The following is a 25,765-nucleotide window of genomic DNA, read 5'->3' as shown; positions in this document are numbered from 1 at the left end:
GCCCTGCGTTGCCGTCATAGACGGATGCCCCCTGCGGGTGCAAATTGTATAAACCTGTGGGTGGTTTCAAGCACGGCCCGCTTGCACGTCATCTTGCGCCGCTAAGGGGCGCCGCGTCAACATCTGGTGGTCGTGCGGTAGATTGCCGCGCTTGCTATTGGCTGAATTCCGCAAGCGGCCCAAGTCTGTTGCCGGGAAGTGGCAGCCTTATGTGCTGCCGCTCAGGCGCGGGCGTCCTGCCATGCACGAGGGGCCTTGAGAAACGCCTCGACTTCGCGCAGCGTGGCGTCATCGAAGGTGCCTTGGGCGCGCGCCTCGGCCAGAACGTCCCACCATGTGCACAGGTGATGCAGCGCGACGCCGTGATTCTCAAGCGTCTGCACGGTGTCCGGGAAAATGCCGTAGTAGAAGATGACGGCAGTATGCGCGCAGGTCGCCCCCGTTTCACGAATGGCATCGACAAAGCCGATTTTCGAGCCGCCATCGGTGGTCAGATCCTCGACCAGCAGCACGCGCTGCCCCTCGGTCATGGTGCCTTCGATGCGCGCGCCGCGGCCATGCCCCTTGGGCTTTTTGCGCACATAGGTCATTGGCAGGGCCATCCGCTCGGCCATCAGGGCAGCAAACGGAATGCCGGCCGTTTCGCCGCCGGCGATATTGTCGAAGGCCTCCAGCCCCGCATTGCGCATGACCGTGACCGCCAGAAAATCCATCAACGTACTGCGGATGCGCGGGTACGAGATCAGCTTGCGGCAGTCGATATAGGTCGGGCCGGGCAGGCCGGAGGAGTAGATATAGGGTGTTGTCGCGTTGAAATGGACAGCGCCGATTTCCAGCAGCATGCGCGCGGTCAGACGGGCGATTTCTTCGGCGGGGGGGTAGGTGCTGGGAATCATGCGGGCGGTCCTTGTGACGGGTTGGGACTTATTTCGCCTTCGGCGAGGATATTTTTAGCAAGAAGAACGGGCGGTAACGTGCCAGTCGGGGGTGAAACCCGGATCGAAGATGGTGACAGGGCCATCGTCGGTGTCGATATGTGTGGGCTGGTCCGGGGCGCCTTTGGTCAGCGTGATGGTGCTGGAATTTGGCGGCAAGCCGTAGAAGGCCGGGCCGTTCAGGGAGGCAAAGGATTCCAGATTGGCCAGCGCGCCGTCCTGCTCGAATACATGCGCGAGGATCGGCATCGTATTGGGTGCGGTAAAGCAGCCGGCGCAGCCACAGGGCTGTAGTTTGGCCGGGTCGGTATGCGGCGCGCTGTCCGTGCCGAGGAAGAAGCGCGCATCGCCTGAGGTGGCGGCGGCGCGCAGGGCCAGGCGATGCTCTTCGCGCTTGGCCACGGGCAGGCAATAATAATGCGGGCGGATGCCACCGGCCAGAATGTGGTTGCGGTTTATGACCAGGTGATGCGTTGTGATCGTGGCGCCAAGGCCGGTGTCATGCGTCTTGACGTAATCCACGCCCTGGGACGTCGTGATATGCTCCATAACCACCTTGAGGACCGGCACGCGGCGGCGCAGCGGATCGAGGATGCGGTCGATGAACACTGCCTCGCGGTCGAAGATGTCTACGGTCGGATCGGTCACTTCGCCATGCACACAAAGGGGGAGGCCGATCTGTGCCATCCGCTCCAGCACGCCTTGCACGCGGTCGAAATTTGCCACGCCGCTGGCAGAGTTGGTGGTGGCGCCGGCCGGGTACAGTTTGACCGCGTGGATCAGACCGGACGCATGCGCGGCGGCGACGTCGTCGGGGTCCGTGTCTTCGGTCAGATAGAGGGTCATCAGCGGTATGAAATCCGCGCCCTCGGGCAGGGCGGCCATGATGCGCGCGCGGTAGGCGGCGGCATCGGCGCCGGTGACGACGGGCGGCACGAGGTTGGGCATGATGATCGCGCGCGCGAAATGTGCCGCGCTATGGGGCAGCACCGCGCGCAACATGGCGCCGTCGCGCAGATGCAGGTGCCAGTCGTCGGGGGTGCGGAGGGTCAGATGTGTCATGCGGGCGCTTTACCCGATCGGCGCGCGCCGCGCCAGTGGGATCGGTTCGTTCATCCGGGCCCGCCACCTTCGGCGTGAGCGGTGGCAGATGTGTGCCGCCCTGCTTTGCTGCCTTGTAAGCGGCGTGTCGAAGTTGACTGGTGTATTCTACATCATGATGGTTCTCGAATGGATTGCGGTGCATAAGTCTGAGCATGTCACTCCTGCGATACCCGGCGGTTCTGTCAAAACTTTGGTAAATGCGTGCGGTTTGCTGGACAGGCTGACCGAAGCGTTTCAGGGTGCAACGGCAGGACAGCAAAACGAGGCGCTCATATGAGGCAACCGGGCAATATCGATGACGTGCAGCATATGCTGGCGCAAGAGGGGTACGTCTGCGGGCGCGCGCTGGCTACCGCGCTGTTCCTGTCGCTGCGTCTGGGGCGGCCCCTGTTTCTGGAAGGCGAGGCTGGCACCGGCAAGACCGAAATAGCCAAGGCCGTCGCCACGGCGCTTGGCCGTCGCCTGATCCGCCTGCAATGCTACGAGGGGCTGGATGCCTCCAGCGCGGTGTATGAATGGAACTTCGCCGCACAGATGATTGCCCTGCGCGCCGCCGAGGCAGGCGGAAGCGCCGACACGGCCGCCCTGACAGACCATGTTTTCACCGACGCTTTCCTGATCGAGCGCCCCCTTTTGCAAGCCATGCGCCCGCAGGCTGGCGGCCCCCCCGTTTTGCTGATCGACGAAATGGACCGCACCGATGCCCCATTCGAGGCGTTTTTGCTGGAGGCACTCAGCGATTTTCAGGTCACCATCCCCGAACTGGGGACGATCAAGGCGCCCGAGCCACCCATCGTCATCCTGACCTCCAATCGCACGCGCGAAGTGCATGACGCGCTGAAGCGCCGCTGCCTCTATGCGTGGGTCGACTACCCCGATTTCGAACGCGAGGCTGAGATTCTTGCCGCCCGCGCGCCCGAGTTGTCTGAAACACTCAGCCGCGAGGTCGTCGCGTTCGTGCAGGCCCTGCGTACCGAGGATCTGTTCAAGAAACCCGGCGTCGCGGAAACCATCGACTGGGCCAAATGCCTGCTGGCGCTGGACGCCGTCGCGCTCAGCCCGCAGGTCGTGGCTGATACACTCGGCGCGCTGCTGAAATATCAGGATGACATCGCCAAAATGCAGGGCAGCGAGGCGACCCGCATCCTCGATAATGCCCGCGCCGCGCTGCCGCCCGCATGATCTTTCAATGTTCCGCAAATACTCCGGGGGTCCGGGGGTAGAACCCCCGGCGCGACATATGCATGAATACCCCGACCTCGATCTGCCCGATAACCCGAAATTGGCGCAGAATATCACCCATTTCATCCGCGCCCTGCGCCGGGCGGGCCTGCCCGTGGGGCCGGGTCGTGTGATCGATGCGGTGCGCGCGGTGACCGATGTCGGTTTTACCTCGCGGCGCGATTTTTACTGGACGCTGCATGCGCTCTGCGTGACGCGCCCCGAACATCGCGCGGTTTTTGCGCAGATCTTTCGTCTCTACTGGCGCGATCCGCGCTTTCTGGAACACATGATGGCGATGCTTCTGCCTGCCATGCACGGCCTGAATGAAAGCCCGCCCGCCAAACCCGCCGAGAAACGCGCGGCCGAGGCGCTGCTGGACGGCGCGCAGGCGCCTGTGCCTGACATGCCCGAGGGCAAGGACGAAGACAGCCTTCTTGAAATCGACGCCAGCGCCACAGCTTCGGCGCGCGAGCGTCTGCGCAGCCTCGATTTCGAACAGATGGGCACCGCCGAGATTGCCGAGGCGCGGCGCATGCTGGCGCGTCTGACGCTGCCGGTGCCGCCGATGCCGTCGCGGCGGATGGCTTCAGACGCCCGTGGTCGGCTGATCGACGCGCGCCGCACCATGCGCCTTGCCCTGCGCCGGGGCGGCGAGATCACGCAGCTGGCCCGCCGTGCCCCCCGTATCAAGGCGCCGGATCTGGTGGTGCTGTGCGACGTTTCCGGTTCGATGAGCCAATATAGCCGGATGGTTTTGCATTTTGTCCATGCCGTCGCCAACAGCCGGGGGGCGGATCGCGCAGGCGGCTGGGGCCGGGTGCATGCTTTTACCTTCGGCACGCGGCTGAGCAACATCACCCGCCATCTGGACACGCGCGACGTCGATGCGGCGCTGGCCGCCGCCGGGCGCGAGGTGCAGGATTGGGAGGGCGGCACGCGCATCGGTGACTGCCTTGCCGCGTTCAACCGCGACTGGTCGCGCCGGGTGCTGGGGCAAGGTGCCGTGGTGGTGCTGATCAGTGATGGCCTGGACCGGGGCGCGCCCGATTTCCTTGCGGCGCAGATGCAGCGACTCCATTTGAGCGCCCGGCGGCTGATCTGGCTGAATCCGCTTTTGCGATGGGACGGCTTCGCGCCGCGTGCGCAGGGCATTGCTGCGATGCTGCCACATGTCGATAGCCTGCTGGCCTGCCATTCCGTTGCCTCGATCGAAGATCTGGCAGCAGCCTTTGCCGCCCCGCTACAGGCAGGCGAGAAAACCCGCCTGATGGCCGCGCGCGGAACCCCGCCGATCTAGGGCCATCTTGCGGAACAATCCGGGCGTGGGGGCGTTGTTGCGTCAATAATCCGCGTATCGCGCGCGGCGGCTGGTCCAATGTGCGCCCGGATAACGTTTTAAACAGGAGAACTTACATGCGTCGCACTTGGCTTACATCCACCACGGCACTTGCCCTTGTACTGAATGCCGCCGCCCCCATGCCCGGCGTCGCGCTGGGCGCTACCGACGTGTCCCGCAATGACGCTGCGCCGCAACTGATGCGTTTGGCGCAAAGCGAAGCGGAAGCGTTGCAGGATGACACTGCGACCGACGCCATTGAGGGTGCCGTAGACGGCGCAGTCGACGAGGCCGCGCAGCAAGCCGCCCAAGCCGAAGCCGAAGCCGAAGCGCTGGCAGCCGAAAATGCCGCCAACGCTGCGGCTCAGCAGGCCGAGGACGAGGCCGCAGCCGCACAGCAGCAGGCTGCTGACGATGCCGCCGCCCAACAAGCTGCAGAAGCGGAGGCAGCAGCCACAGCAGAAGCAGACGCGGCGGCCGAGGCGCAGGCACAAGCGGACGCCGCCGCCGCGCAGCAAGCGGCCGACGAGGCCGCAGCGGCCGAACAGCAGGCAATTGACCAACAGGCAATCGACGCCGCCGCCGCTGAGGCCGAACAACAAGCGGATGAAGCAGACGCGGCGGCCACGGCAGAAGCAGAAGCAGACGTAGAGGCAGCCACCGAGGAACAAGCCACCGGGGAGGCTGCGCCCGAGCCCGAATCCGCGCCGCAGGCCGAGAGTACGGCTGAGGAGCAAGCGGCACAGGACGCCGCGACAAGTGACGACGTCGCAGATCCTGCTGTCGCAGAGGATGCCGCCACTGCAGAGCCTGCGGATCAGACCGCTACAGGCGAGGACGACGCCCCCGCCACAGATCAAGCCGCTGAGGAGCTACCCGAAACAGGGGCCACTGACGTCGGCGCCACCGAGACAACTGTGGAAACCACAACCGACACCGCCGAGGCCCCGGAGGTCAGCGCCGAGGCACAGGCCGATGCCCTGGCCGAGGAAACCGGCGATGCGCCCGCCGCTGCCGCCGCCAGCGGCGAGGGCGAGGTGGTCGACTCGCAAGAAGGCACCGTGACCGAAGATCAGGCGCGCGCCTCGGACGAAGAGTTCGAGACGACCGCCGGCGGTCAACAGACGGTCTTTACTCAGGCGCCGACTGCAAAGGAGAAGGATAACGATCTGCTGAAAGCGGTCGGCATTGTCGCCGCAGCGGGCCTCGGCGCCTACGCGGTCGGCAAGATGCTGAACAATGGCGGGGAAGTCGTGTCCAACACCGGCGACCGGGCCGTGGTGCGCGACCCGAACGGGCAGTACCGTATCATCAAGGATGATGACACGCTGCTGCGCCAGCCCGGCAGCAATGTGGCGACTCAGACCTATACCGATGGCTCGACCCGGACCGAGGTCGTCGCGCGTGACAATTCCTCGACCGTCACCATCCGCGCCGCCGATGGCCGCGTCCTGCGCCGCACGCGCATTTTGCCCGATGGGCAGGAGGTGCTGCTGTTCGACGACACGCGCAACTTTGACCGCGTCGATGTGACCAATCTAAGGCCCGCCCGCGAAAGCGATTACGACTACAGCACCGCAGATGAGGAAGGCCTGCGCGCCGCGCTCAGCGCCAAGAACGAGGCGCTTCCTGAGCGGACATTCTCGCTGAACCAGATCCGCCGGATCGACGCAGTGCGCAAACTGGTTCCGGTGATCGCGCTGGATGCGATCAACTTCCGCACAGGTTCGGCGGTGATCGAGGCCGGTGAGGCAAAATCGCTGTCGGCTCTGGGCAATGCCATGCTGGCGGCGATCGACAACGATCCGGCGCAGGTGTTCCTGATCGAAGGACACACCGACACGGTGGGCGACGCGAGCTACAACCTTGCGCTGTCTGACCGCCGGGCCGAATCCGTCGCTCTGGCCCTGACCGAGTATTTCGACGTCCCGCCGTCGAACATGATCGTGCAGGGATACGGCGAGGCGGATCTGAGGATCAAGCAGACCGGCGACATCCGCGGCAACCGGCGCGGCGCTGTGCGCAATATCACGCCACTGCTGACCGGCAACCGCTAGGGCGCCTTTGCGCCGCGAATCCGGTGCGGATTTGCATTGAGTGTCTCGGTCCTCCGTCACATAGTAATGGCGGAGGGCCTTTTGATGTCTGAGATCGACGATATTCCACGCATTGCGCTGGGCTGGCACCAATCGGGGCAGGGCGCTGCGCTGGCTACGGTGGTGCAGACGTGGGGCAGTGCGCCGCGCCGCGTGGGGGCCATGCTGGCGGTGTCCGGCAGCGGTGCCATGGCCGGGTCCGTGTCGGGCGGCTGCGTCGAGGGCGCCGTGATGGCCGAGGCGCTGGAGGCGATTGCCGATGGCGCACCCCGTATGCTGGAATATGGCGTCAGCGACGGGGATGCCTTTGCCGTCGGGCTTGCCTGCGGCGGCACGATCCGGGTGCTGGTGCAGCCCATCGGATCGGCGTTGCCGGAGGACGTTCTGGAGGCGCTGGTCACCGCCCGCGCCGCTCGCCAGCCTGCCGCGTTGGTGACGGCGCCGGGCGCCGCGCCAAGGCTGGAGATGTCCGGGCATGAGGAGCGCTTTCGCATGGATCGCTCGGGGTTTCAGGAGGATGGCGAGACTTTTGTCGCCATCCACAACCCACCCTTGCGACTGATCGTGGTGGGCGCCGTGCATATCGCGCAGGCGCTGGTGCCGATGGCGCGGATTGCCGGATACGATCCGGTCATCATCGATCCGCGCGCCGCGTTTGCGTCGGACACGCGGTTTCCGGGGGAAACCCTGCTGGACGACTGGCCCGATGACGCGGTGCGCGCGCTGGGGCTGGATGCCCGCACGGCGCTGGTGCTGCTGACGCATGATCCCAAACTGGATGATCCTGCCTTGACCGAGGCGCTGCGCAGCGATGTGTTCTATATCGGCGCGCTGGGGTCGACCCGCACCCACGCCAAGCGGCTGGACCGGATGCGCGAGGCTGGGTTCACGGAGACCGATCTGGCACGCATCCACGGCCCTGTAGGTCTGGATATCGGCGCCGCTGGCCCATCCGAGATCGCGCTGAGCATCCTTGCGCAGATGACGCAGGTGCTGAGGCAGGGGACGTGAAGTTCGGGCCTGTGCCGTTGGACGAGGCGGCGGGCGCGATCTTGGCCCATTCCATGCGCGCGCCTTCGCCGGACGGCTATGCCAGCCTGACCTACAAGATCGCCAAAGGCACGGTTTTGACGGTGCAACACCTGCGCGATCTGGCCGAGGACGGGGTCACGCAGGTCGTTGCCGCGCGGCTGGAACCGGGCGATGTGCATGAGGACGCCGCCGCCGAGCAACTGGCCGCCGCCATGCTGGCCTCGGGCGTCGGGCTGCGCGCTCGGCGCGCCAGCACAGGGCGGGTTAATTTGGTTGCAGAACATACCGGCATCGTGTCGCTGGACGCCGCCGCGATTTTGGCTGCCAACCTGGTGGACCCTGGCATCACGATCGCCACCGTGCCTTGCTGGCAAAGGATCGCCGCCGATGGGCTGGTCGCGACGATCAAGATCATCCCCTATGCGGTGCCCGGTGACCGGCTGGCCCAAGCCTGCGCCGCCGCGCGCGGCGCGATTGGTCTGCATGGTGCCCAGATCGCGACCCTCACTCTGATCGAGACGCGCATCGGGCCAGACACGCCGCCGGACAAGGGGCGCCGTGCAATGGCGGCGCGTGCGGCGAATTTCGGCGCGCAATTGTCGCCGCGCATCGTCGTTGCGCATGATGCGCAGGCCATATCGGCTGCACTGGCAGATGCCCCCGGCGAGGTGCTGATGATCCTCACCGGATCGGCAACCTCCGATATCTGCGATGTTGCGCCGCAGGGCGTGCGCCACGCTGGCGGACAGGTCGACCATTATGGAATGCCCGTCGATCCGGGCAATCTGCTGTTCCTCGGCCGGATAGGCGGCAAGCCGGTGATCGGCCTGCCGGGATGCGCCCGGTCCCCCGCGCTGAACGGCGCTGACTGGGTGCTGGAGCGGGTGATATGCGGCGTGCCGGTCACATCGGCGGACATTGCGGCGATGGGCGTCGGCGGTTTGCTGAAAGAGATCCACAGTCGCCCGATGCCGCGCCGCGGCAAGAATTCGGCGTAAAAACAGGCTTCTCAAGTCACCTATGCCGTGCTTAACTCTGCCTCAGACAGCGATACTTGAGGGAGGCGCCCATGTCCGAAGTCAGCATGACAGTGAACGGCAAGCCAGCGAGCGGCACTATCGAGGGCCGCACGCTACTGGTCGACTTCCTGCGGGAAACCCTAGGCCTGACCGGCACCCATGTCGGCTGCGACACCAGTCAATGCGGCGCCTGCGTCGTGCATGTGGATGGCAAGGCCGTCAAAGCCTGCACGATGTTCGCTGCCGAGGCGGAGGGTGCCACGGTTGACACCATCGAGGGGCAGGCAGCCCCTGATGGGACGCTGAACACCATCCAGCAGGCGTTTCAGGATTACCACGGCCTGCAATGCGGGTTCTGCACCCCCGGCATGGTGATGAGCGCCTCGGCGCTGCTAAAGGACAACCCCCAGCCGACCGAGGCCGAGGTGCGCAGCTATTTGCAGGGCAATATCTGCCGCTGCACCGGCTATCATAATATCGTCAAGGCGATCATGGCGGCCAGCGGTCAGGATGTGACCGGCATCGCAGGAGGCATCGCCGCCGAGTAAGCCTGTCCATGCATCGCCAACCCAGGGAGACACGACATGCCCAAGGACACCCCACCCGATCATGGCGGAATCGGCGCCAGCCCCAAGCGGCGCGAGGATGTCCGCTTCCTCTCCGGCACCGGAAATTACACCGACGATATCAATCTGCGCGGGCAGGCCTATGTGCATTTCCTGCGCTCGGACGTCGCCCACGGCAAGATCAACGGGCTGGACCTGAGCGAGGCGGAAAAGATGCCCGGCGTGCTGCGCATCTTCACCGGCGAGGATTTCAAGACGGTCGGCTCCATCCCCTGCGGCTGGCAGGTCACCGACCGTTTCGGCCAGCCGATGCAAGAGCCGCGCCACCCCGTTCTGTGCGAGACGCACGTGCGCCATGTCGGTGATCCCATCGCCGCCATCGTGGCCGAAACACGTGAGCAGGCCCGCGACGCCGCCGAGGCGATCATCCCCGACATCGAAGATTTGCCCGCCGTTGTCGATATGCGCGCCGCGCTAGCGGATGGATCGACCAAGGTGCATGACGAGCTGACCAGCAACCTGTGCTTTGACTGGGGCTTTGTCGAAGAAAACAAACAGGCGGTGGACGACGCGATCAGATCAGCGGCCCATGTCACCACGGTCGAGCTGATCAACAACCGCCTTGTCCCCAACGCGATGGAGCCGCGCGTCGCCATCGGTGACTACAACCGGGGAACGGGCGATTCCACGCTGTACACCACATCGCAGAACCCGCATGTGATCCGCCTGCTGATGGGGGCGTTCGTGCTGAACATCCCCGAACACAAGCTGCGCGTCGTGGCGCCCGATGTGGGCGGGGGGTTCGGCTCGAAAATCTACCATTACGCCGAAGAGGCATTCTGCACCTTTGCCGCCAAAGCGCTGAACCGGCCCGTCAAATGGACCTGCACCCGGTCCGAGGCATTCCTGAGCGATGCGCAGGCGCGCGATCACGTCACCAAGATCGAGCTGGCGCTGGACAAGGACAACAACTTTACCGCCGTGCGCACCGATACGCTGGCCAATATGGGCGCCTATCTGTCGACCTTTGCGCCGTCGATCCCGACATGGCTGCACGGCACGCTGATGGCCGGCAACTACAAGACGCCGCTGGTCTATGTGAATGTGCGCGCGGTGTTTACCAACACGGTGCCCGTCGACGCCTATCGCGGCGCCGGGCGGCCCGAGGCAACCTATCAGCTCGAGCGCGTCATCGACAAGGCCGCGCGCGAGCTGGGGGTCGATCCTATCGCGCTGCGCAAGCAGAATTTTGTCACCGAGTTTCCGTATCAGACGCCCGTCGCAGTGGAGTATGATTCAGGCGATTTCAATCGCTTGGTGGACAAACTTGAAGCGCAGGCCGATCTGGGCGGGTTCGAGGCGCGCCGCAAGGAAAGCGAGGCCAAGGGCAAGCTGCGCGGCCTTGGCGTCAACTGCTTTATCGAGGCCTGCGGCATCGCGCCGTCCAATCTGGTCGGGCAACTGGGCGCTCGCGCGGGGCTGTATGAAAGTGCAACGGTGCGCGTCAATGCCACCGGCGGCATCACGGTCATGACCGGCAGCCACAGCCACGGGCAGGGCCACGAGACGGTTTTCCCGCAGGTGGTGGCCGATATGATCGGCATCGACGCAAACATGATCGAAATCGTGCATGGCGACACCGCCAATACGCCGATGGGCATGGGCACCTACGGTTCGCGCTCTATTGCCGTGGGGGGCAGCGCCATGGTGCGCGCCACCGAGAAGATCATCGCCAAGGCCAAGAAGATCGCGGCCCATATCATGGAGGCCTCCGACGGCGATATCGAGCTGAAGAACGGCAAGTTCACCGTTGCGGGCACCGATAAATCGCTGGCATGGGGCGACGTGACGTTGGCAGCATATGTGCCGCATAACTACCCGCTTGACGAGGTCGAACCGGGGTTGGAGGAGACGGCGTTTTATGACCCGAACAACTTCACCTATCCTGCCGGTGCCTATGCCTGCGAGGTCGAGGTCGATCCCGAAACCGGCAAGGTGACGATCGAAAAGTTCACGACGGCGGATGATTTCGGCAACGTGGTCAACCCGATGATCGTGGACGGGCAGGTGCATGGCGGGCTCACGCAGGGCATCGGTCAGGCGCTGATGGAGAATTGCACCTATGATGCGGACGGGCAGTTGTTGTCGGCCAGCTACATGGATTACTGCATGCCGCGGGCGGACGATGTGCCGTTCTTTCGTGTCGACCACAGCAATGGCACACCCTGCACGCACAATCCATTGGGTGTCAAAGGGTGTGGTGAGGCGGGCGCGATCGGGTCGACGCCCACGGTGATCAATGCGGTCGTCGATGCATTGCAATCGGGGGGGCACAAAGTGGACCACGTGGATATGCCCGTGACACCGTCGCGTGTCTGGGCGGCGATGCAGCAAGGCTGAGGCCGGGGATTTCGGGGCGCTGCCCCGGAGCCCCGGGATATTTGAGGCAAGAAGAAACGATTGCCGAAATGTGGGAGATGTCGGGATGTATGCATTCGAAATTGAGCGGCCTGCGACCATCGAGGATGCGGTCAAGGCGCTGGCCGCAGACGAGGCGCAGCCACTGGGCGGAGGGCAGACATTGATCCCGACGCTTAAACAGCGCCTGGCGATGCCGTCGGTTCTGGTCAGCCTTACCGGCATACCGGGGATGCGCGGAATTTGCACGGACGATGCCGGACGGTTGTGCATCGGCGCCGGGACGACGCATGCCGAGGTGGCGGCGGGCGCGGGCGATTTTTCGGGCCTCGCGGCCATGGCGGCCAAGATTGGAGATCCGGCAGTGCGCAATCGCGGCACTCTGGGCGGGTCGCTTGCCAATAACGACCCGTCCGCTTGCTATCCGGCGGCGGCGCTGGGAGCGGGCGCGACAATCGTGACGAACAAGCGTGAAATTGGTGCGGATGATTTCTTTCAAGGCATGTTCGATACGGCGCTGGACGAGAGCGAGATCATTACCGAGGTCAAGTTTCCTGTGCCCGGCAAATCGGCCTATGCCAAGTTTGAACAGCCTGCCTCGCGTTTTGCGCTGGTCGCGGCGTTCGTGGCGAAGTTCGAAGACGGGGTGCGCGTGGCCATTACTGGCGCGTCCGAAAGCGGCGTGTTTCGCTGGAGTGAGGCCGAGAACGCGTTGAGTGCTGATTTCAACGCGTCGGCACTGGAGGGGCTGACCGTTCCGGCAGATGGTATGATCGGCGATCTGCATGGGACGCCGGAATATCGAGCTCATCTGACCGGCGTCATGACGCGGCGGGCGGTTGCTGCGGCGGGCTAATGCGCCATGACAAGAGCGCGGAAAAGGAAATCGGCGCCATTTCCGGCGCCGATTTTTACGGTGTATTCATTAGATGGATACCTAAAGCGTCCCGCCTTAAACCTGAGATGCTCGGCTATGGCGAACCGCGTGCAACGCTCATATGTCGCGCTGCGTTTCGCGAAACGCTTTAGTTTGGCATCGGGCCGACAATCATGATCATCTGGCGGCCTTCCATCTTGGGCATATTTTCGACCTTGCCGGTGCCCTCGACATCGGCGGCGATGCGTTGCAGCAGTACGCGACCCAGATCCTGGTGGGCCATTTCACGGCCGCGAAAACGAAGCGTGATCTTTACCTTGTCGCCATTTTCCAGGAACTTGAAGACGTTGCGCATTTTGACGTCATAGTCATGCGTATCGGTGTTGGGGCGAAACTTGACCTCTTTCACCTCGATGATCTTCTGCTTTTTGCGGGCTTCGGCCTCGCGTTTTTGCGTTTCGTACTTGTACTTGCCGAAATCCATGATCTTGCACACGGGCGGCTTGGCATTCGGCGAGATTTCGACCAGATCCAGGCCCGCTTCTACGGCCATTTCCAAGGCGCGCGCACCTGACACGACACCGACGTTATCGCCATCGGCCCCGATCAGCCGAATTTCGGGATCACGGATGCGGTCATTTACTCGGGGTCCAGTGTCGCGCGTGGGGGGTGCGTTGTGCGGTCTGCGGGCTATGGCTTTGATCCTTTGATTGTTGGGATGTCTTTCGGAACAGCAACCTAGACGCCGCCCCTTGATGTTTCAAGCCGCAAAATAGGCCGATCTGTGCCGATCCGGGGGGAATCGGCCTTGCGCCTTGCGGGTACGGCGGGCATGACGTCAGATGGAACGTGGCCGTGCCATGCCAATTAGGTTGGGCGGATCGCGGTTGCTTTGGATTATTGGGGATGACCAAATGAAAAACCTGCTTTGGATCGCGCTGGCTGCAATCGTTTTGATTGGCGGCTACGTATTGGTGACAGGAAAGACGCCTGCCGATATGATCGACACCGCCGATGAGACGATCGAGGCCCCTAGCGTGTCGGATGAAGCTGCGAGCGATATGGCCGATACCGCTGATGCTGCCGGCGATGACGTCGAAGCTGCGGCAGATGACGTCGCTGTCGAGGTGGACGCAGCTGCCGATGAGGCCGCCGATACGGTTGAGACCGCGACAGATGACGTTCTGGACAGCGCGGACGACGCAATGAACGTGGTAGAGGGTACCGCCGAGGATGCTGCCGCCACGGCTGCGGCAGGTGCCGAATCCGCTGTCGATGCGATGGCTGAAGAGGGCAGTGATGCGATGCAAGTCGTCGACGAGGCTGCGCAGGACGCAACCCAAGATGCGGCTGATGCGGCATCTGATGTAGGCGATGCGGCGTCCGATACTGTGGACGCGGTTGAGGGGACCTTGGAAGACGCTACCGATACAGCAACGGGCGCAGATGCGGCGACAGCAGCCGATGCGACAGACCCGCTGAGCGAGCAGAATTTCGACATGCAGGCGGCAGCCGACATGATCGACAATTCCGAGATCAGCGATACGCAGAAGACCCTTCTGAAAGCCAGCCTCAGGGAGGCACAGAACAACCCCGATCTGCTGAAAGCGGCGATCGCGCAGACCCGCGCCGCGCTGGGGAAGTAAGGCTTCTTCAGTATGTAAGCTTGCCCCAAGGGCCTCGGTGCGAAATGCAGCCGGGGCCCTTATTGTTTGTGTACATCCTCTGACCGGAGCATCTTACTCCGGATGGGGCGCCGCAATTTCCGGACCGATCAGCTCAACCCGTTTGCGTGGCGCAACGTCGCCGATTTGGCGCAGCGCGTTGTCGAGCAGGCTGTACACTTCGTCACGGCAGTCGACATCGCGGTCGAACCGGGTCAGCCAGTACCGCAAGGCATAGGCGATGCCGCCTTCCTCGTAGGACAGTACACGCACATCTGGCGGCGGATCCTGCTGGATCAGCTTCGCCTCCTTGACGGCGGCCAGCATCGTCTTGCGGGCCAGGTCGATCGGGATGGAATGATCCAGAATGATGGCCACCTGCGCGCGGTATTGGGGCCTTGGCGCGGAATAGTTGGTGATGCGCTGGCGCGCGATTTGACTGTTGGGCAGGATCAAATAAGTTGAATCGCGCGTGAGGACGCGGGTGGTGCGCCAGCCGATTTCGATCACCTTGCCGCGGGCCAGCCCGTCGATGTCTATCCAGTCACCGATGCGAAACGGCCCTTCGATCCCGAGCGCGATACCCGACAGGGTGTCGGCAACCACATTGCGGATCGCAAAGCCCAGCATTGCCAGCACCAGCCCCGATCCGGCCAGTGCGCCCACAGCGCCCTGACCCATGAACATCGCCACAGATGCAGCAAAGGCCAGCAGGAACAAGACGGCAGCGATTAGATCCTTGAGCAGACGTGGATAGGGACGTCTGCGGGTGGTCGCTTGGTCCAGCACCATGGCCAATAGTCGGCTGGCAAGCCACGCAAGCGAGAAATAGACCGCCACCGTGACGCCCATCGACAGGGCTTCAACGTCTTCGACGGCGCGGCTCAGGTCGACATGGGGCAGGGTCAGGATCAGCCCGAGGCTGAGGACAACTGAGGCGACAGGCCATATCAGCCGACGGGCGTGCTGTTTGGGACTCATGCAATGGGCCTTTCAAACGTGGGGGGGGCTGTGCGGTGCTGTCGTCGCGCCCGCGCTGTGGGCGCGCGGACTCGGGCTGATGCATCTGGTGCAGACCGCGCAGATGATGCGGGCAGAACGCAGTGACATCGCAAAGGCTCCGGTCGAAAATGGCGGACTGAAACGGTGTGCAATCGGCAACGGCGCACGACACCCGCAGACCCCTATGGGCCGCGAGTGGCGACGACCTAAGCGCGGTGCGCGGAACGTATCAAGATGCGTTCGGTGGGTCCTGAACTGGCGCCGCGACAGACTCGGGCTGCTGAACGCTGATCACGGTCAACATGCGGCGCTGATCGTCCCGCGTATCCCAGTAGAAGGCCGCACCCTCGGCCAGGCCCAGCAGGGACACGCCAATAGGAGTCATCAGCGAAACCCGGTTGCGCGAGATATCGGCATTTTCGGGATAGACCAGCGTGACGTTTTTTTCCTGTCCCGTCGTCTCGTCGCGGTAGACAACACTGCTGCCGATCGAAACAACATCGGCGGGCATCTTGGCTGCAGCGACGATACGCGCGCGGCCAATTTCGTCCAGCAGGCGGTCGGCCAGAACTGGATTTCGCTGATAACCACCTTCGGCGAGCGCCTCGATATGGGTCAACTCATCCTCGTTGATGACCAGCTTGGGCGCGCGTGTGCGGGGCTTTTTGACGGTGTCCGTGGTCTGGGCTGTCATGTGTCTGGCTCCTAATTAGAGGACGGTGAAAAAAAGGGATGCGATGATCGTGCCCATATCAGGGGTGCGTCAGCATTTTGTTGCGCGGCGCAGCCACGACTGCGTTTCCCGCGCGGGGATTTTGGGGTTCGTCATATCCGTGCTGCGCGCGGACAGGCTGGCCGTAGCCAAATCTTCGGACGTAGGGCCGCCCTATGGTAAGTTTGCGTGGAGAGTTGGTGTTGAATTCTGGTATGCAGGTAAGCCCGGGAGGCTCGCAGGCGCGCGCGCGCCTAGTCCGCCCGGGGCGGCAGGCGGTTCAGCAGGGGAAACCCGTAATGATCTGCGTGTACATTCATATCCTTCATGTAGGCACGCGCCGGTCATCTGTCAATCGGCAGCCCGTACATGCCTGAAATGACGTTGAATTCGGTATCGCAATTGACGCTTTTGCGCCGATAGTTTGCCGACGGGCGGCACGGACTGAAACCGGCTACAACAAGGCCCATCTGAGATGCATGACGCGCTTTTGCTTGTATAAGAGGTTTCGCCCGGCGCAGGAAGACTGCTGAACCGTCCTTAGACTTGGGCGGGGCAGGCGTATTTTACCCCGACGCCGGTCTTCGGGGCCGCGATGGCGCCAGATCGGCCTGCGCATACAGCGAGATGTTCGCGATCCCCTTGCCGAAGACACCCGTCGGCGCATCGACCATGGCCAGTTTCGGTTCGATCCAGAATCAGCCGTGATCATGGAGGGTATCCTCGGATCGGAGCACTATGTTGCATCAATGGCACTGCGTCGCGCTGAAACGCGAAAGGGCGGACCGAAACCGGCCCGCCCTTCCTGATGTCACGCCTGACGGATCACTTCAGATCAAAGCGGTCCGCGTCCATCACCTTGGTCCAGGCGGCGATGAAATCGCGCACGAAACGCGGGCCGGCATCGTCCTGGGCGTAAACTTCGGCAACGCTGCGCAGTTGCGAGTTGGAGCCGAACACCAGATCGGCGCGCGTGCCGGTCCAGCGGATCTGGCCCGTCCTGCGGTCCTGCGCCTCGAATTCGTCCTGATCGTCGCCGACGGATTTCCACTCGATATCCATGCCCAGCAGGTTGACGAAGAAATCATTCGTCAACTGGCCGGGACGATCCGTCAGAACGCCGTGTTTGCTGGTGCCATGGTTGGCGTCCAGTGCCCGAAGGCCACCGACCAGTACCGCCATTTCCGGCGCGGACAGCCCCAACAGCTGCGCCCGGTCGATCAACAGCTGTTCGGCGCGCACGCTGAATTTTTGCTGCTGATAGTTGCGAAAGCCGTCGACGATGGGCTCCAGCACAGCAAAGCTGTTCGCGTCGGTCTGCTCGGGCAGCGCATCGGTGCGGCCCGGATGGAAGGGAACGTCCACCTTATGACCCGCAGCCTCGGCGGCGGCCTCAACGGCGGCGGCCCCGCCCAGCACGATCAGATCGGCGATCGACACCTTCTTGGCGCCGGATCTGGCGTCGAAATCGGCCTTGATCGCCTCGTATTTCTCCAGAACCGAGGCCAGACGCGCGGGGTCGTTGCCCTCCCAGTCCTTCTGCGGTGCCAAGCGAATACGCGCCCCATTGGCGCCGCCGCGATTGTCCGAGCCACGGAACGTAGACGCCGAGGCCCAGGCCACAAAGACCAGATCGGAGCGTGGCACGCCGCTGTCCAGAATCTGCGTCTTGAGCGCCGCGATGTCGCCTGCGTCGATCACGTCGTAATCGGCTGCCGGGATCGGATCCTGCCAGATCAGGTCTTCGGCCGGTACGTCGTTGCCCAGATAGCGCGCCTTGGGGCCCATGTCGCGGTGGGTCAGCTTGAACCACGCGCGCGCGAACGCCTCGCCGAACGCCTCGGGGTCCTTGTGGAACTTGCGCGCAATCGGCTCGTATTGCGCGTCAAAGCGCAGGGCCAGATCGGCGGTCGTCATCATCGGCGGATGCATTTTTTCCGGATCATGCGCGTCAACGACCATATGCTCGGGCTTGGGGTCTTTGGGCGTCCATTGCTGCGCGCCTGCGGGGCTTTTGGTCAGTTCCCACTCGTTATCGAACAGAACGTCGAAATAACCCATGTCCCATGTCGTCGGCTTGGGTTTCCACGCGCCTTCGACACCGCTGGTGGTGGTGTGCAGGCCACGCCCGCTTTCCCAGCTGTTTTTCCAGCCCAGACCCATCTGCGCCATGTCGCCGGCTTCGGGCTCGGGACCAACATAGATCGGATCGCCCGCGCCGTGCGCCTTGCCGAAGGTATGCCCGCCAGCGATCAGCGCGACGGTCTCCGCGTCATCGACGCCCATGCGCGTGAATGTCTCGCGGATGTCGTGGCCCGAGCCGACGGGATCGGGGTTGCCGTCCGGTCCCTCGGGGTTGACGTAGATCAGGCCCATCTGGACGGCGGCCAGCGGGTTGTCCATCTCGCGGTCGCCCGAATAGCGGCTGTTTTCCATATCCGAGGTGGCCAGCCACTCGGACTCGGCACCCCAATGCACGTCTTCCTCGGGGGCATAGATGTCGGCGCGGCCGCCACCAAAGCCATAGATTGGCCCGCCCATCGATTCGATGGCGACATTGCCCGCCAGAATCAGCAGGTCTGCCCAGCTGAGATTGTCGCCGTACTTCTTCTTGATGGGCCACAGCAGGCGGCGCGCCTTGTCCAGATTGCCGTTATCGGGCCAGCTGTTCAGCGGGGCAAAGCGCTGGTTGCCGGTGCTGGCGCCGCCGCGCCCGTCCGCTGTGCGGTAGGTGCCCGCTGAATGCCATGCCATGCGGATGAAAAGCGGGCCGTAATGGCCGTAATCTGCCGGCCACCAGTCCTGACTGTCGGTCATCAGCGCGTGCAGGTCAGCCTTGACCGCATCCAGATCAAGTTTCTTGAATGCTTCGGTGTAGCTGAAATCGGGATCCATCGGATTGGGGCTGCGGCCATGTTGGTGCAATACGCCGACATTCAGCTGATCGGGCCACCAGTCACGATTGGTGCGCTTGGCCTTGTTTGTAACGGGGCATTTCAGATTACCGTCCATTTGGCGTCTCCTTGGATTGTTTGGCGTGCGCGCCGCGCGCCAGAATAGGGTCATGAGTCCGCTGCCTTTTCAAGGCGTTTGGAATCGTTCCAAATTGAACATGAGGCTTCACGGCGATAAATGCAAATTGCAGTTTCTTCTGATTGCTATAATATTTTATTATGAGCATCACCCTCCGCCAACTGACCTATTTCCGGGCGCTGGCCGCCCATCGCCATTTCGGGCGGGCAGCGGCGGCTGTGTCTGTCTCGCAGCCGGCCCTGTCGGTGCAGATCCGCGATATGGAGGCGGCGCTTGGCCAGCCGTTGGTTGAACGGCGCGCGCGCGACGTGGTGCTGACGCCCTTTGGCAGGCTGATTCTGGGCCATGCCGATCAGGTCGACAGTGCGATGCGCAATCTGGAGGAGGCGGCGCGCTGGCATGGCGGACTGTCGGGCCTGCTGCGCATCGGACTGATCCCGACGCTGGCGCCCTACATGCTGCCCGGCACGTTGGAGGCGTTGCGCAGCGGCGACATTTCCATGGACGTGCAGGTGCAGGAGGCCAAGACCGACCGGCTGACAGAGGATTTGCTGGCCGGGCGGCTGGATGCTGCCGTCATGGCGCTGCCGGTCCTGACGGTTGGGCTGATCGCCGAGCCGCTGTTCGAGGATCGATTCCTGTTGGCGGGCAGCGCCGTAAGGCTGGCAGCGATCGGCGCCGGGGCCGAGACGCTGCGTCCCGATGGGCTGGGCGCCCAACAACTTCTGCTTCTGGAGGATGGCCACTGCCTGACAGATCAGGCGCTGGAGGCATGCCGCCGGGGCAGGGGCCATGCGCAGATCGACATGGGCGCGTCATCGCTGGCAACACTGACCCAGCTGGTGGCGGCGGGGTTTGGCCTGACATTGATGCCGGAAATTGCGGCGGCGGCAGAGGTGCGCGGTGCGTCCCGCGTACATCTGAGGCGGTTTGACGCGCCTGAACCTGCGCGCACAATCTGCCTCGTGCGGCGTAGTTCGACGCTGGGCGACGGGTGGTTCTTGCAGTTGGCCAAGATCCTGACCGGCGTTGGCACAGGGCTGACGCGGGCGGCGCGTAGCGGCTGATAGATGTGTTTGGTTGGGGGGCACTGGTGAAACATCGCATCCTGAAACCGGTCGGGCGCTTGTACTGGCAACTCCCCCCGGGAATCCTTATAGTCGGACAAAGTTACCAAACCATTCGCGGGGACAAAATTCGTGCGTGATCTCAAGATACCGGCGCAGCGCCATCCCGAAAAGGCCCGGCGCCCCGACAACGCGCAGCCCAAGAAACCCGACTGGATTCGCGTCAAGGCGCCGGGCGGGCAGGGCTATGCCGAAACCGCCCGCATCATGCGTGACAACAATCTGACCACCGTCTGCGAAGAGGCGGGATGCCCGAACGTCGGTGAATGCTGGTCCCAAGGCCACGCCACCATGATGATCATGGGCGAGATCTGCACCCGCGCCTGCACATTTTGCAACATTGCCACCGGCAAGCCGACCGAGGATCTGGACGCGTTCGAGCCCGGTCGCGTGGCCGATGCCGTGCAAAAATTGGGGCTGAACCATGTCGTCATCACGTCGGTCGACCGCGACGATATCGCCGATGGCGGCGCCGAGCATTTCGCCCAGACCATCCGCGCCATTCGTCACCGCAGCCCCGGCACCACGATCGAAATCCTGACGCCCGACTTTCTGAATTGCGACCCGAAGGTATTGGAACTGGTGGTCGCCGCCAAACCCGACGTGTTCAACCACAACCTCGAAACCGTGCCCGGCCTCTATCCTTCGGTGCGCCCCGGCGCGCGCTATTTCCACAGCTTGCGCCTGCTGCAACGGGTCAAGGAGATGGACCCGACGATTTTCACCAAATCGGGCATCATGGTCGGGCTGGGAGAGGAACGGCCAGCCGTGCATCAAGTGATGGATGACATGCGCGCCGCCGATATCGATTTTCTGACCATCGGCCAGTATCTGCAACCAACCCCCAAGCATCACAAGCTGGACCGTTTTGTCACCCCCGAAGAATTCGCGGCCTACGAAAAGGCGGCCTTCGGCAAGGGGTTCCTGATGGTGTCGGCCACCCCATTGACGCGGTCCTCCTACCATGCGGGCGATGATTTTGCCCGCCTGCGCGCCGCCCGTCTGGCACGGCTTGCCACGGCTTAGACGGGGCGGTCGGTATCTGTTTTGTCGGCCCTGACCTCTAGTCTGGGCCTGCGCTGTCGGTATGGTCCTGATGTCACTGTCGAACTGTGCCCAGCTGCCTTCAGACGGTCGTGATCGCCTCTAGTGCGGTGCCCTCAAAGGACGCGAGGCAGACCTTGATCTCGGCCCGTGTCTGAAACAGGCACGCCGCCGTCGATAGCGCATCGGCCAGCGCCGCAGAGGGGGCCGATACCGTGATCTCACGCCAACTTGCACGGGTCGGCGCACCTGTCACCGGGTCGAGGATATGACCGACCTGCGCGCCCTCATCAAAGGTCGTGCCGAGCGGCGCAGAGGTGGCCAGCGCGCGCGCTGCCAGCGGCACTTTGCCGCCCGCGGCCAGTTTGACCGGCCAAGCCCCGCCATTGGGGTGCCCGCCAAGCGCGCGGAATTCACCTGTGTCGATCAGGATATTCGTCAGGCCCTCGGCGGCCAGCAGGGTCGCCACACGGTCCGCGATATAGCCCTGCGCGATGCCGTTCAGCGTCAGCGCCATACCGGGCGCCATGGAAATGCCCGAGGGATCCAGCGTGACGCGGTTCCAGCCAGTCAAAGCGCGGGCACGTGTCAGGTCGGAGTTGTTCGGCATTTGTCCAAGGGCAGACGCCTCGGCATAGATGGCCCAGAGCGGTTGGATGGTGGGGTCGAAGCGGCCGCCGCTGGCGGTATGGACGGTGCCTGCCATCGACAGGCATTCCAGCAGTTCGAACGGTGGCGCCAGCAATTTGCCGGTGCGGTTAAGCTGCGACAGCGCGCTGTCGGCGCGGTAGAGGCTGAACACATCCTCGAGCCGTGAAATTTCAGCCGCGACACGCGCGCTGATCGCCGCTGCATCGGGGTGGGCCAGTCGCAGCGTGGCGCGCGCGCCAAGGGCGGTGCCCTGCCATGTATGGACCGGTTGCGCAGACAAGGCACCGGGCAAGGCGATGGCGGCGGCGCTGATGGCCAGAAAACGGCGGCGATTGGTCATGGTGTCATTCTCCCACTGTGCGCGACAGGCTGCGCAGGCGATCTTGAAAATCCGTATCGTCCGTGTCGCCGTCCAGCTCGACGGGGGCCAGAACGGCAGAGTCGGGTATTTCGTCCAGTTCCAAAACCCGCCCACCATTTATGCCGGCAAACTCGGCGGCATCTGCGGGGTCCGAGAAGGGGACGATCTCGGGCGCACCCATGCCGCCGATGGCGCGGCCGCCGACGACATAATGTGCATCCTTGGCGTCGATCCAGTTGGCCGCGCCGGGCGCGTCCCACGCAGCGCCCGGCGCGCCCATGTCGTTGACCCAGATGGCCAGCACCGCGTGGCTCTGCTCGGGCATGCGCAGATAGGCGATGACGTCACGAACCTGGCTGAAGAACAGCGGCGCGCCGGGCAGTCCGGCCAGATGGGCCTGCGCCTTGGGGCCATCATGCTCCAACAGGTTCATCTGGCAATAATGCCCGACGGCAGCCGGGGTCAGCGGCAGCGGCGATGTGTCTTGCGCGGTCTCTTCCTTGCAGGCGGTCAGGGCCAGCAATGCGGCGGCGATCAGCAGCGCTTTCATGGCTCGACCTTTCGGAATGCCAGCGCGGCCAGCAGGAGCGAGATCAGCGGCCAGACCGCGACGGACATTAACGATTGCCACATCGGGATGGCATTCGCTGCGCCGCCAACACCCGAGGCGGCGGTTGTGGCCTGCGCGGCGGTCAGGTTGAACAGACGGAACGCATCGGCGGGGTTGGCCAGCAGGAGCGAGGGGAAAATCCGGGTGGTGAAGGTGCCACCATCATCGGCGACAACCGCCGCCAGCAGGCCCAGATCATAAAGCACGACCAGCCCCAGCCACAGTCCGATCGCCAGCCCCGCAGCCCCCGACACGCGCCGCGCCAGCGACGACAGCGCATAGCCGATCCCGAGGAAGGTGGCGCCCAGCAGCACCGAGGTCCATGTCAGCCGCCACAGCGCGCCAAGGCCCGCCATCGCCGCCGGATCAGCCGCAATCGTCACTGCCGCCGCCGCGCCGTAACCCGCGACGATGGCGACAATCAGGATGGCCGTATGCGCCACCAGCTTGCCTGCCAGCACTTCCCAGCGGGCAACGGGGTAAGTCAGCAGCAGGGGCAGCGTGCCGCGCTCGACTTCGCCGGCGACAGCGTCGAAGGACATCAGCAGCGCCACGAGCGGCACCAGATAGACCGATAGCGACGTCAGCGAGGCCACGACGACCGACAGCCGGTCAGCCCCCAGCGCGCCGGTCGGCGCCGATCCCGCCGCCGACAGTACCAGCGAAAAGACCACCATCAGCAGCACCGCGATCAGCACCCAGCGATTGCGCCGCGCGATGTGGATTTCGGTTGTGGCCGTGGCAAGGATGCGGGCGATCATTGGCCGTCCCTCCGGCTGAAATGGCTGTAGATGTCTTCTAGGCTGGGCGGGATGACCTCCAGATCCGCGACTTTGCCCTCCAGCGCGGTGATCCGGCCAAGCGTGGCCAGCTTGTCGTCCTGCGTGCAACTCAGTTGCAGCGCGCCGTGGATGCGGATCGCGCCGGGCAGGGCCGCCAGAATATCGGACTCATAGCCGTTATGCGCGGTGACATGCATCGCCACGGGCAGGGCTGCCTTGCGCCGCAACTCGGGCAGTGTGCCTTCTGCGACCATGCGCCCGCCGGACAGGATCAGCAGGCGGTCGGTACGCGCCTCGACCTCGGTCAGGGCGTGGCTGGACAGCAGGATCGACGCGCCATCAGCAGCCAGCCCGTCCAGCAGTTCATAGAAATCGCGGCGCGAGACCGGGTCCAGCCCGCTGGTCGGCTCGTCCAGCACCAGAAGGGCCGGGTGCCCGATCAGCGCCTGCGCCAGCCCGACGCGCTGGCGCATCCCCTTGGAATAGGTGCCGATCCGGCGCTTGGCGGCAAAGCCCAGCCCGACGCGCCCCAGTAGATCCATCGCGCCGGACGGATCCTCGTTTCGCAGGCGCATGTAATGCGTGATCTGCTCCAGTCCGGTCAAGGCCGGATGAAAGGTCGCGTTTTCGGGCAGATAGGCCACCTTGGCGCGCGCGTTGGGATGCCCCGGCCCGGCGCCGCAGACGGAAATCTGGCCGCTATCCGGCGCGATCAGGCCCAGGATGATCTTCATCAACGTGGATTTGCCGGCGCCATTATGGCCCAGCAGTGCCACACGCTCGCCCGGCGCAACGACCAGCGAGACATCGGTCAGGGCCTTTGTGTCGCCGAACGTCCTAGTGAGTTGTGAGATTGTTAACGTCGAAGTCATCTAGGTCTCTTTCATCCCGGTTGGCGGCCGCTTCGACCTCCATCGCGGTGTATTCGGGGGGCACGTCAAACGGGGGCGCCGCCATCAGCGGAAAGCTGTCGACAACCCCGCCCGGCAGCGTCGCGGGAAAGCTGGATTGCGCCCAGCGGATCAGTTGCACGGCGGGGGCGCCGGTCAGCAGGGCGGCGGCAGGTTGGGACCACAGGATATGGTCCATCAGATCGTTGGGGCGGAACACAGCGTCGGCGATGCCATCACCGCCCAGATCGAAACCCGGATGGTCCGACCAGTAATTGCCGCGTCCCTCGAAGCTCCACTCGATGTCGCGGGTGCCGACATATTTCACCTGCGTGCGGTTGCCGATGAACGCGTTGCCGGTCAGCACGTTGCGCTCGGACCCGGCGGTGAAGTGGATGCCGATAGCGCAGCCCTCGAAATGGTTGTCATAGATCAGGTTCTTGTGCGCGTTGTAGATGAAGGTGCAGCGATCCGCGCCGCCGCGCACCAGATTGCCGGACACGTCGGCATTGTTGGCATAGTTCAGCATCACGCCGTGGCTGATGTCCGACAGGCTCAGGTTGTCCTTCACGATCACCTTGTTCGAGAACATGATGGCATAGCCCAGATGGTTGCCGATGGACACGTTGCCGGACACTTCGGAATCGTTGGTATACATGTAATGCACCGCAAAGCGCAGGTCGCGGAACAGGTTGTTTTTGTAAATGCCAGTGCGCGATGCGTTGGAAAAGATCCCGTCGCGTCCCCAGCGGACCGAATTGCCCTCGACCAGCGTGCCGGGTGAATTCCACACATAGATGCCGTTGCCGCGGTCGTTCATGCGTGGGTTGCGGGTGCCCTCGATAATGTTGCTGCGCACCTGCGCGTCACGCCCGCCATGCACGTCGATGCCGTGCAGATTGCCCAGCACGCGGTTGCCGTTAACCATGGCGCGGTCGGCTTTTTTGAGGATCTTGATGCCGGCGTCCAGCGCCGCGCTGTCCATGCCCGATCCGGTCACGGTCAGATCCGATATGGTGACGTCGGAGGCGTTGATGGTGACGACAGTGCCGGCGCCCATCCCGTCGATGATCGCATCTATGCCGCCTGTCACGGTCAGCGGTCGGTCGATGGTAATGCTGCCCTCATGGCGTCCGGGCGCGAGGATCAGTACATCGCCGGGGCTGGCCCCGGCGATGGCATTGGCAAGGCTCCCCGGTCCCGGCTGAACGCGGACCTGCGCCGCCCAAAGGGGCAGGGCGATCAGCATGGACAGCGCGAGGATCAGGGAGCGCAGCATGGC

The 25,765-nt window shown here is 63.9% G+C and carries 23 protein-coding genes; 12 read left to right on the top strand and 11 right to left on the bottom strand.

Features of this window, described 5'->3' with window-relative positions; all coding sequences use genetic code 11:
- Positions 1 to 221: 221 nt before the first annotated feature.
- A complete protein-coding gene (locus tag FGD77_RS16190; protein WP_255011214.1) occupies positions 222 to 896 on the bottom strand; it encodes an orotate phosphoribosyltransferase in 675 nt (224 codons plus the stop codon).
- Positions 897 to 950: 54 nt separating this feature from the next.
- Positions 951 to 1,997 (bottom strand): dihydroorotase, encoded by a 1,047-nt coding sequence (gene pyrC / locus FGD77_RS16185; protein ID WP_255011213.1) that lies wholly within the window; start codon positions 1,995 to 1,997, stop codon positions 951 to 953.
- Here pyrC and FGD77_RS16180 point away from each other — a divergent pair.
- From FGD77_RS16180 to FGD77_RS16140, 9 genes are all read left to right on the top strand, one after another.
- Positions 1,996 to 2,316, top strand: coding sequence for a hypothetical protein (locus tag FGD77_RS16180; protein ID WP_255011212.1), 321 nt, complete (start codon positions 1,996 to 1,998; stop codon positions 2,314 to 2,316). The two genes, pyrC and FGD77_RS16180, sit on opposite strands and share 2 nt — an antisense overlap.
- Positions 2,313 to 3,221: a MoxR family ATPase gene (locus FGD77_RS16175; protein WP_255011211.1), complete on the top strand. Its 909-nt coding sequence runs from the start codon at positions 2,313 to 2,315 to the stop codon at positions 3,219 to 3,221. Before FGD77_RS16180 ends, FGD77_RS16175 begins: the two co-directional genes overlap by 4 nt.
- A gap of 58 nt (positions 3,222 to 3,279) precedes the next feature.
- A complete protein-coding gene (locus FGD77_RS16170) occupies positions 3,280 to 4,560 on the top strand; it encodes a VWA domain-containing protein (RefSeq protein ID WP_255011210.1) in 1,281 nt (426 codons plus the stop codon).
- 116 nt (positions 4,561 to 4,676) lie between these two features.
- The gene (locus FGD77_RS16165) at positions 4,677 to 6,656 is read left to right on the top strand and encodes an OmpA family protein (RefSeq protein ID WP_255011208.1); all 1,980 of its coding nucleotides are present in this window, start codon (positions 4,677 to 4,679) and stop codon (positions 6,654 to 6,656) included.
- An 84-nt stretch (positions 6,657 to 6,740) separates the two neighbouring features.
- On the top strand, positions 6,741 to 7,706 hold the full coding sequence (locus FGD77_RS16160) for an XdhC family protein (protein ID WP_255011206.1): 966 nt from the start codon (positions 6,741 to 6,743) through the stop codon (positions 7,704 to 7,706).
- A complete protein-coding gene (locus FGD77_RS16155; protein WP_255011204.1) occupies positions 7,703 to 8,725 on the top strand; it encodes a molybdopterin-binding protein in 1,023 nt (340 codons plus the stop codon). Before FGD77_RS16160 ends, FGD77_RS16155 begins: the two co-directional genes overlap by 4 nt.
- Positions 8,726 to 8,796: 71 nt before the next feature.
- A complete protein-coding gene (locus FGD77_RS16150; protein ID WP_255011202.1) occupies positions 8,797 to 9,294 on the top strand; it encodes a (2Fe-2S)-binding protein in 498 nt (165 codons plus the stop codon).
- Between the two features lie 36 nt (positions 9,295 to 9,330).
- On the top strand, positions 9,331 to 11,712 hold the full coding sequence (locus tag FGD77_RS16145) for a xanthine dehydrogenase family protein molybdopterin-binding subunit (RefSeq protein WP_255011201.1): 2,382 nt from the start codon (positions 9,331 to 9,333) through the stop codon (positions 11,710 to 11,712).
- A gap of 85 nt (positions 11,713 to 11,797) precedes the next feature.
- The gene (locus FGD77_RS16140) at positions 11,798 to 12,586 is read left to right on the top strand and encodes a xanthine dehydrogenase family protein subunit M (RefSeq protein WP_255011199.1); all 789 of its coding nucleotides are present in this window, start codon (positions 11,798 to 11,800) and stop codon (positions 12,584 to 12,586) included.
- A gap of 169 nt (positions 12,587 to 12,755) precedes the next feature.
- Here FGD77_RS16140 and infC read toward each other — a convergent pair whose 3' ends face one another.
- Positions 12,756 to 13,301 carry a translation initiation factor IF-3 gene (gene infC, locus FGD77_RS16135; RefSeq protein WP_369682766.1) on the bottom strand — a complete coding sequence of 182 codons (546 nt, stop codon included), beginning with the start codon at positions 13,299 to 13,301 and terminating at the stop codon, positions 12,756 to 12,758.
- A gap of 220 nt (positions 13,302 to 13,521) precedes the next feature.
- On the opposite strand from infC, the gene FGD77_RS16130 reads away from it, so the two are divergent.
- Positions 13,522 to 14,253 (top strand): hypothetical protein, encoded by a 732-nt coding sequence (locus FGD77_RS16130; RefSeq protein ID WP_255011198.1) that lies wholly within the window; start codon positions 13,522 to 13,524, stop codon positions 14,251 to 14,253.
- A 93-nt stretch (positions 14,254 to 14,346) separates the two neighbouring features.
- Here FGD77_RS16130 and FGD77_RS16125 read toward each other — a convergent pair whose 3' ends face one another.
- The 3 genes from FGD77_RS16125 to katG form a co-directional block, all read right to left on the bottom strand.
- Complete coding sequence (locus FGD77_RS16125) at positions 14,347 to 15,252, bottom strand: mechanosensitive ion channel family protein (RefSeq protein ID WP_255011196.1); 906 nt, start codon at positions 15,250 to 15,252, stop codon at positions 14,347 to 14,349.
- A gap of 250 nt (positions 15,253 to 15,502) precedes the next feature.
- On the bottom strand, positions 15,503 to 15,967 hold the full coding sequence (gene rnk, locus FGD77_RS16120) for a nucleoside diphosphate kinase regulator (RefSeq protein WP_255011195.1): 465 nt from the start codon (positions 15,965 to 15,967) through the stop codon (positions 15,503 to 15,505).
- A gap of 843 nt (positions 15,968 to 16,810) precedes the next feature.
- Positions 16,811 to 18,997, bottom strand: coding sequence for a catalase/peroxidase HPI (gene katG / locus FGD77_RS16115; protein WP_255011194.1), 2,187 nt, complete (start codon positions 18,995 to 18,997; stop codon positions 16,811 to 16,813).
- Positions 18,998 to 19,158: 161 nt separating this feature from the next.
- Between katG and FGD77_RS16110 the strand changes: the two genes are divergently transcribed.
- Both FGD77_RS16110 and lipA read left to right on the top strand, forming a co-directional pair.
- Positions 19,159 to 20,085 carry a hydrogen peroxide-inducible genes activator gene (locus FGD77_RS16110; RefSeq protein ID WP_255011193.1) on the top strand — a complete coding sequence of 309 codons (927 nt, stop codon included), beginning with the start codon at positions 19,159 to 19,161 and terminating at the stop codon, positions 20,083 to 20,085.
- A gap of 132 nt (positions 20,086 to 20,217) precedes the next feature.
- Entirely contained in the window at positions 20,218 to 21,171 is a 954-nt protein-coding gene (lipA, locus tag FGD77_RS16105) for a lipoyl synthase (RefSeq protein WP_255011192.1), read from the top strand.
- 100 nt (positions 21,172 to 21,271) lie between these two features.
- Here lipA and FGD77_RS16100 read toward each other — a convergent pair whose 3' ends face one another.
- From FGD77_RS16100 to FGD77_RS16080, 5 genes are read right to left on the bottom strand one after another with little or no spacing between them, the layout of a single operon-like run.
- Positions 21,272 to 22,180, bottom strand: a complete 909-nt coding sequence (locus FGD77_RS16100) for an FAD:protein FMN transferase (protein ID WP_255011191.1) — start codon at positions 22,178 to 22,180, stop codon at positions 21,272 to 21,274.
- Positions 22,181 to 22,184: 4 nt separating this feature from the next.
- Positions 22,185 to 22,751, bottom strand: coding sequence for a nitrous oxide reductase accessory protein NosL (locus tag FGD77_RS16095; RefSeq protein WP_255011190.1), 567 nt, complete (start codon positions 22,749 to 22,751; stop codon positions 22,185 to 22,187).
- A complete protein-coding gene (locus FGD77_RS16090) occupies positions 22,748 to 23,572 on the bottom strand; it encodes an ABC transporter permease (protein ID WP_255011189.1) in 825 nt (274 codons plus the stop codon). Before FGD77_RS16090 ends, FGD77_RS16095 begins: the two co-directional genes overlap by 4 nt.
- Positions 23,569 to 24,465, bottom strand: a complete 897-nt coding sequence (locus FGD77_RS16085) for an ABC transporter ATP-binding protein (RefSeq protein ID WP_255011187.1) — start codon at positions 24,463 to 24,465, stop codon at positions 23,569 to 23,571. Before FGD77_RS16085 ends, FGD77_RS16090 begins: the two co-directional genes overlap by 4 nt.
- On the bottom strand, positions 24,431 to 25,762 hold the full coding sequence (locus FGD77_RS16080) for a nitrous oxide reductase family maturation protein NosD (protein WP_255011186.1): 1,332 nt from the start codon (positions 25,760 to 25,762) through the stop codon (positions 24,431 to 24,433). The genes FGD77_RS16085 and FGD77_RS16080 overlap by 35 nt, the downstream gene beginning before the upstream one ends.
- Positions 25,763 to 25,765 lie beyond the last annotated feature (3 nt).

Origin of the sequence: Roseovarius sp. M141 (genome assembly GCF_024355225.1) — a bacterium.
Taxonomy (GTDB): Bacteria; Pseudomonadota; Alphaproteobacteria; order Rhodobacterales; family Rhodobacteraceae; genus Roseovarius.
Note: the sequence above shows the minus strand (reverse complement) of the source record. Positions and strands in the feature narration are given on the sequence as shown.

What these genes read in the sequence shown, in the direction of transcription:
- FGD77_RS16190 (WP_255011214.1), bottom strand. Translation starts at nt 896, where the DNA reads ATGATTCCCAGCACCTACCCCCCCGCCGAAGAAATCGCCCGTCTGACC.
- FGD77_RS16180 (WP_255011212.1), top strand. Translation starts at nt 1,996, where the DNA reads ATGCGGGCGCTTTACCCGATCGGCGCGCGCCGCGCCAGTGGGATCGGT.
- pyrC (WP_255011213.1), bottom strand. Translation starts at nt 1,997, where the DNA reads ATGACACATCTGACCCTCCGCACCCCCGACGACTGGCACCTGCATCTG.
- FGD77_RS16175 (WP_255011211.1), top strand. Translation starts at nt 2,313, where the DNA reads ATGAGGCAACCGGGCAATATCGATGACGTGCAGCATATGCTGGCGCAA.
- FGD77_RS16170 (WP_255011210.1), top strand. Translation starts at nt 3,280, where the DNA reads ATGCATGAATACCCCGACCTCGATCTGCCCGATAACCCGAAATTGGCG.
- FGD77_RS16165 (WP_255011208.1), top strand. Translation starts at nt 4,677, where the DNA reads ATGCGTCGCACTTGGCTTACATCCACCACGGCACTTGCCCTTGTACTG.
- FGD77_RS16160 (WP_255011206.1), top strand. Translation starts at nt 6,741, where the DNA reads ATGTCTGAGATCGACGATATTCCACGCATTGCGCTGGGCTGGCACCAA.
- FGD77_RS16150 (WP_255011202.1), top strand. Translation starts at nt 8,797, where the DNA reads ATGTCCGAAGTCAGCATGACAGTGAACGGCAAGCCAGCGAGCGGCACT.
- FGD77_RS16145 (WP_255011201.1), top strand. Translation starts at nt 9,331, where the DNA reads ATGCCCAAGGACACCCCACCCGATCATGGCGGAATCGGCGCCAGCCCC.
- FGD77_RS16140 (WP_255011199.1), top strand. Translation starts at nt 11,798, where the DNA reads ATGTATGCATTCGAAATTGAGCGGCCTGCGACCATCGAGGATGCGGTC.
- FGD77_RS16130 (WP_255011198.1), top strand. Translation starts at nt 13,522, where the DNA reads ATGAAAAACCTGCTTTGGATCGCGCTGGCTGCAATCGTTTTGATTGGC.
- FGD77_RS16125 (WP_255011196.1), bottom strand. Translation starts at nt 15,252, where the DNA reads ATGAGTCCCAAACAGCACGCCCGTCGGCTGATATGGCCTGTCGCCTCA.
- rnk (WP_255011195.1), bottom strand. Translation starts at nt 15,967, where the DNA reads ATGACAGCCCAGACCACGGACACCGTCAAAAAGCCCCGCACACGCGCG.
- katG (WP_255011194.1), bottom strand. Translation starts at nt 18,997, where the DNA reads ATGGACGGTAATCTGAAATGCCCCGTTACAAACAAGGCCAAGCGCACC.
- FGD77_RS16110 (WP_255011193.1), top strand. Translation starts at nt 19,159, where the DNA reads ATGAGCATCACCCTCCGCCAACTGACCTATTTCCGGGCGCTGGCCGCC.
- FGD77_RS16100 (WP_255011191.1), bottom strand. Translation starts at nt 22,180, where the DNA reads ATGACCAATCGCCGCCGTTTTCTGGCCATCAGCGCCGCCGCCATCGCC.
- FGD77_RS16095 (WP_255011190.1), bottom strand. Translation starts at nt 22,751, where the DNA reads ATGAAAGCGCTGCTGATCGCCGCCGCATTGCTGGCCCTGACCGCCTGC.
- FGD77_RS16090 (WP_255011189.1), bottom strand. Translation starts at nt 23,572, where the DNA reads ATGATCGCCCGCATCCTTGCCACGGCCACAACCGAAATCCACATCGCG.
- FGD77_RS16085 (WP_255011187.1), bottom strand. Translation starts at nt 24,465, where the DNA reads ATGACTTCGACGTTAACAATCTCACAACTCACTAGGACGTTCGGCGAC.
- FGD77_RS16080 (WP_255011186.1), bottom strand. Translation starts at nt 25,762, where the DNA reads ATGCTGCGCTCCCTGATCCTCGCGCTGTCCATGCTGATCGCCCTGCCC.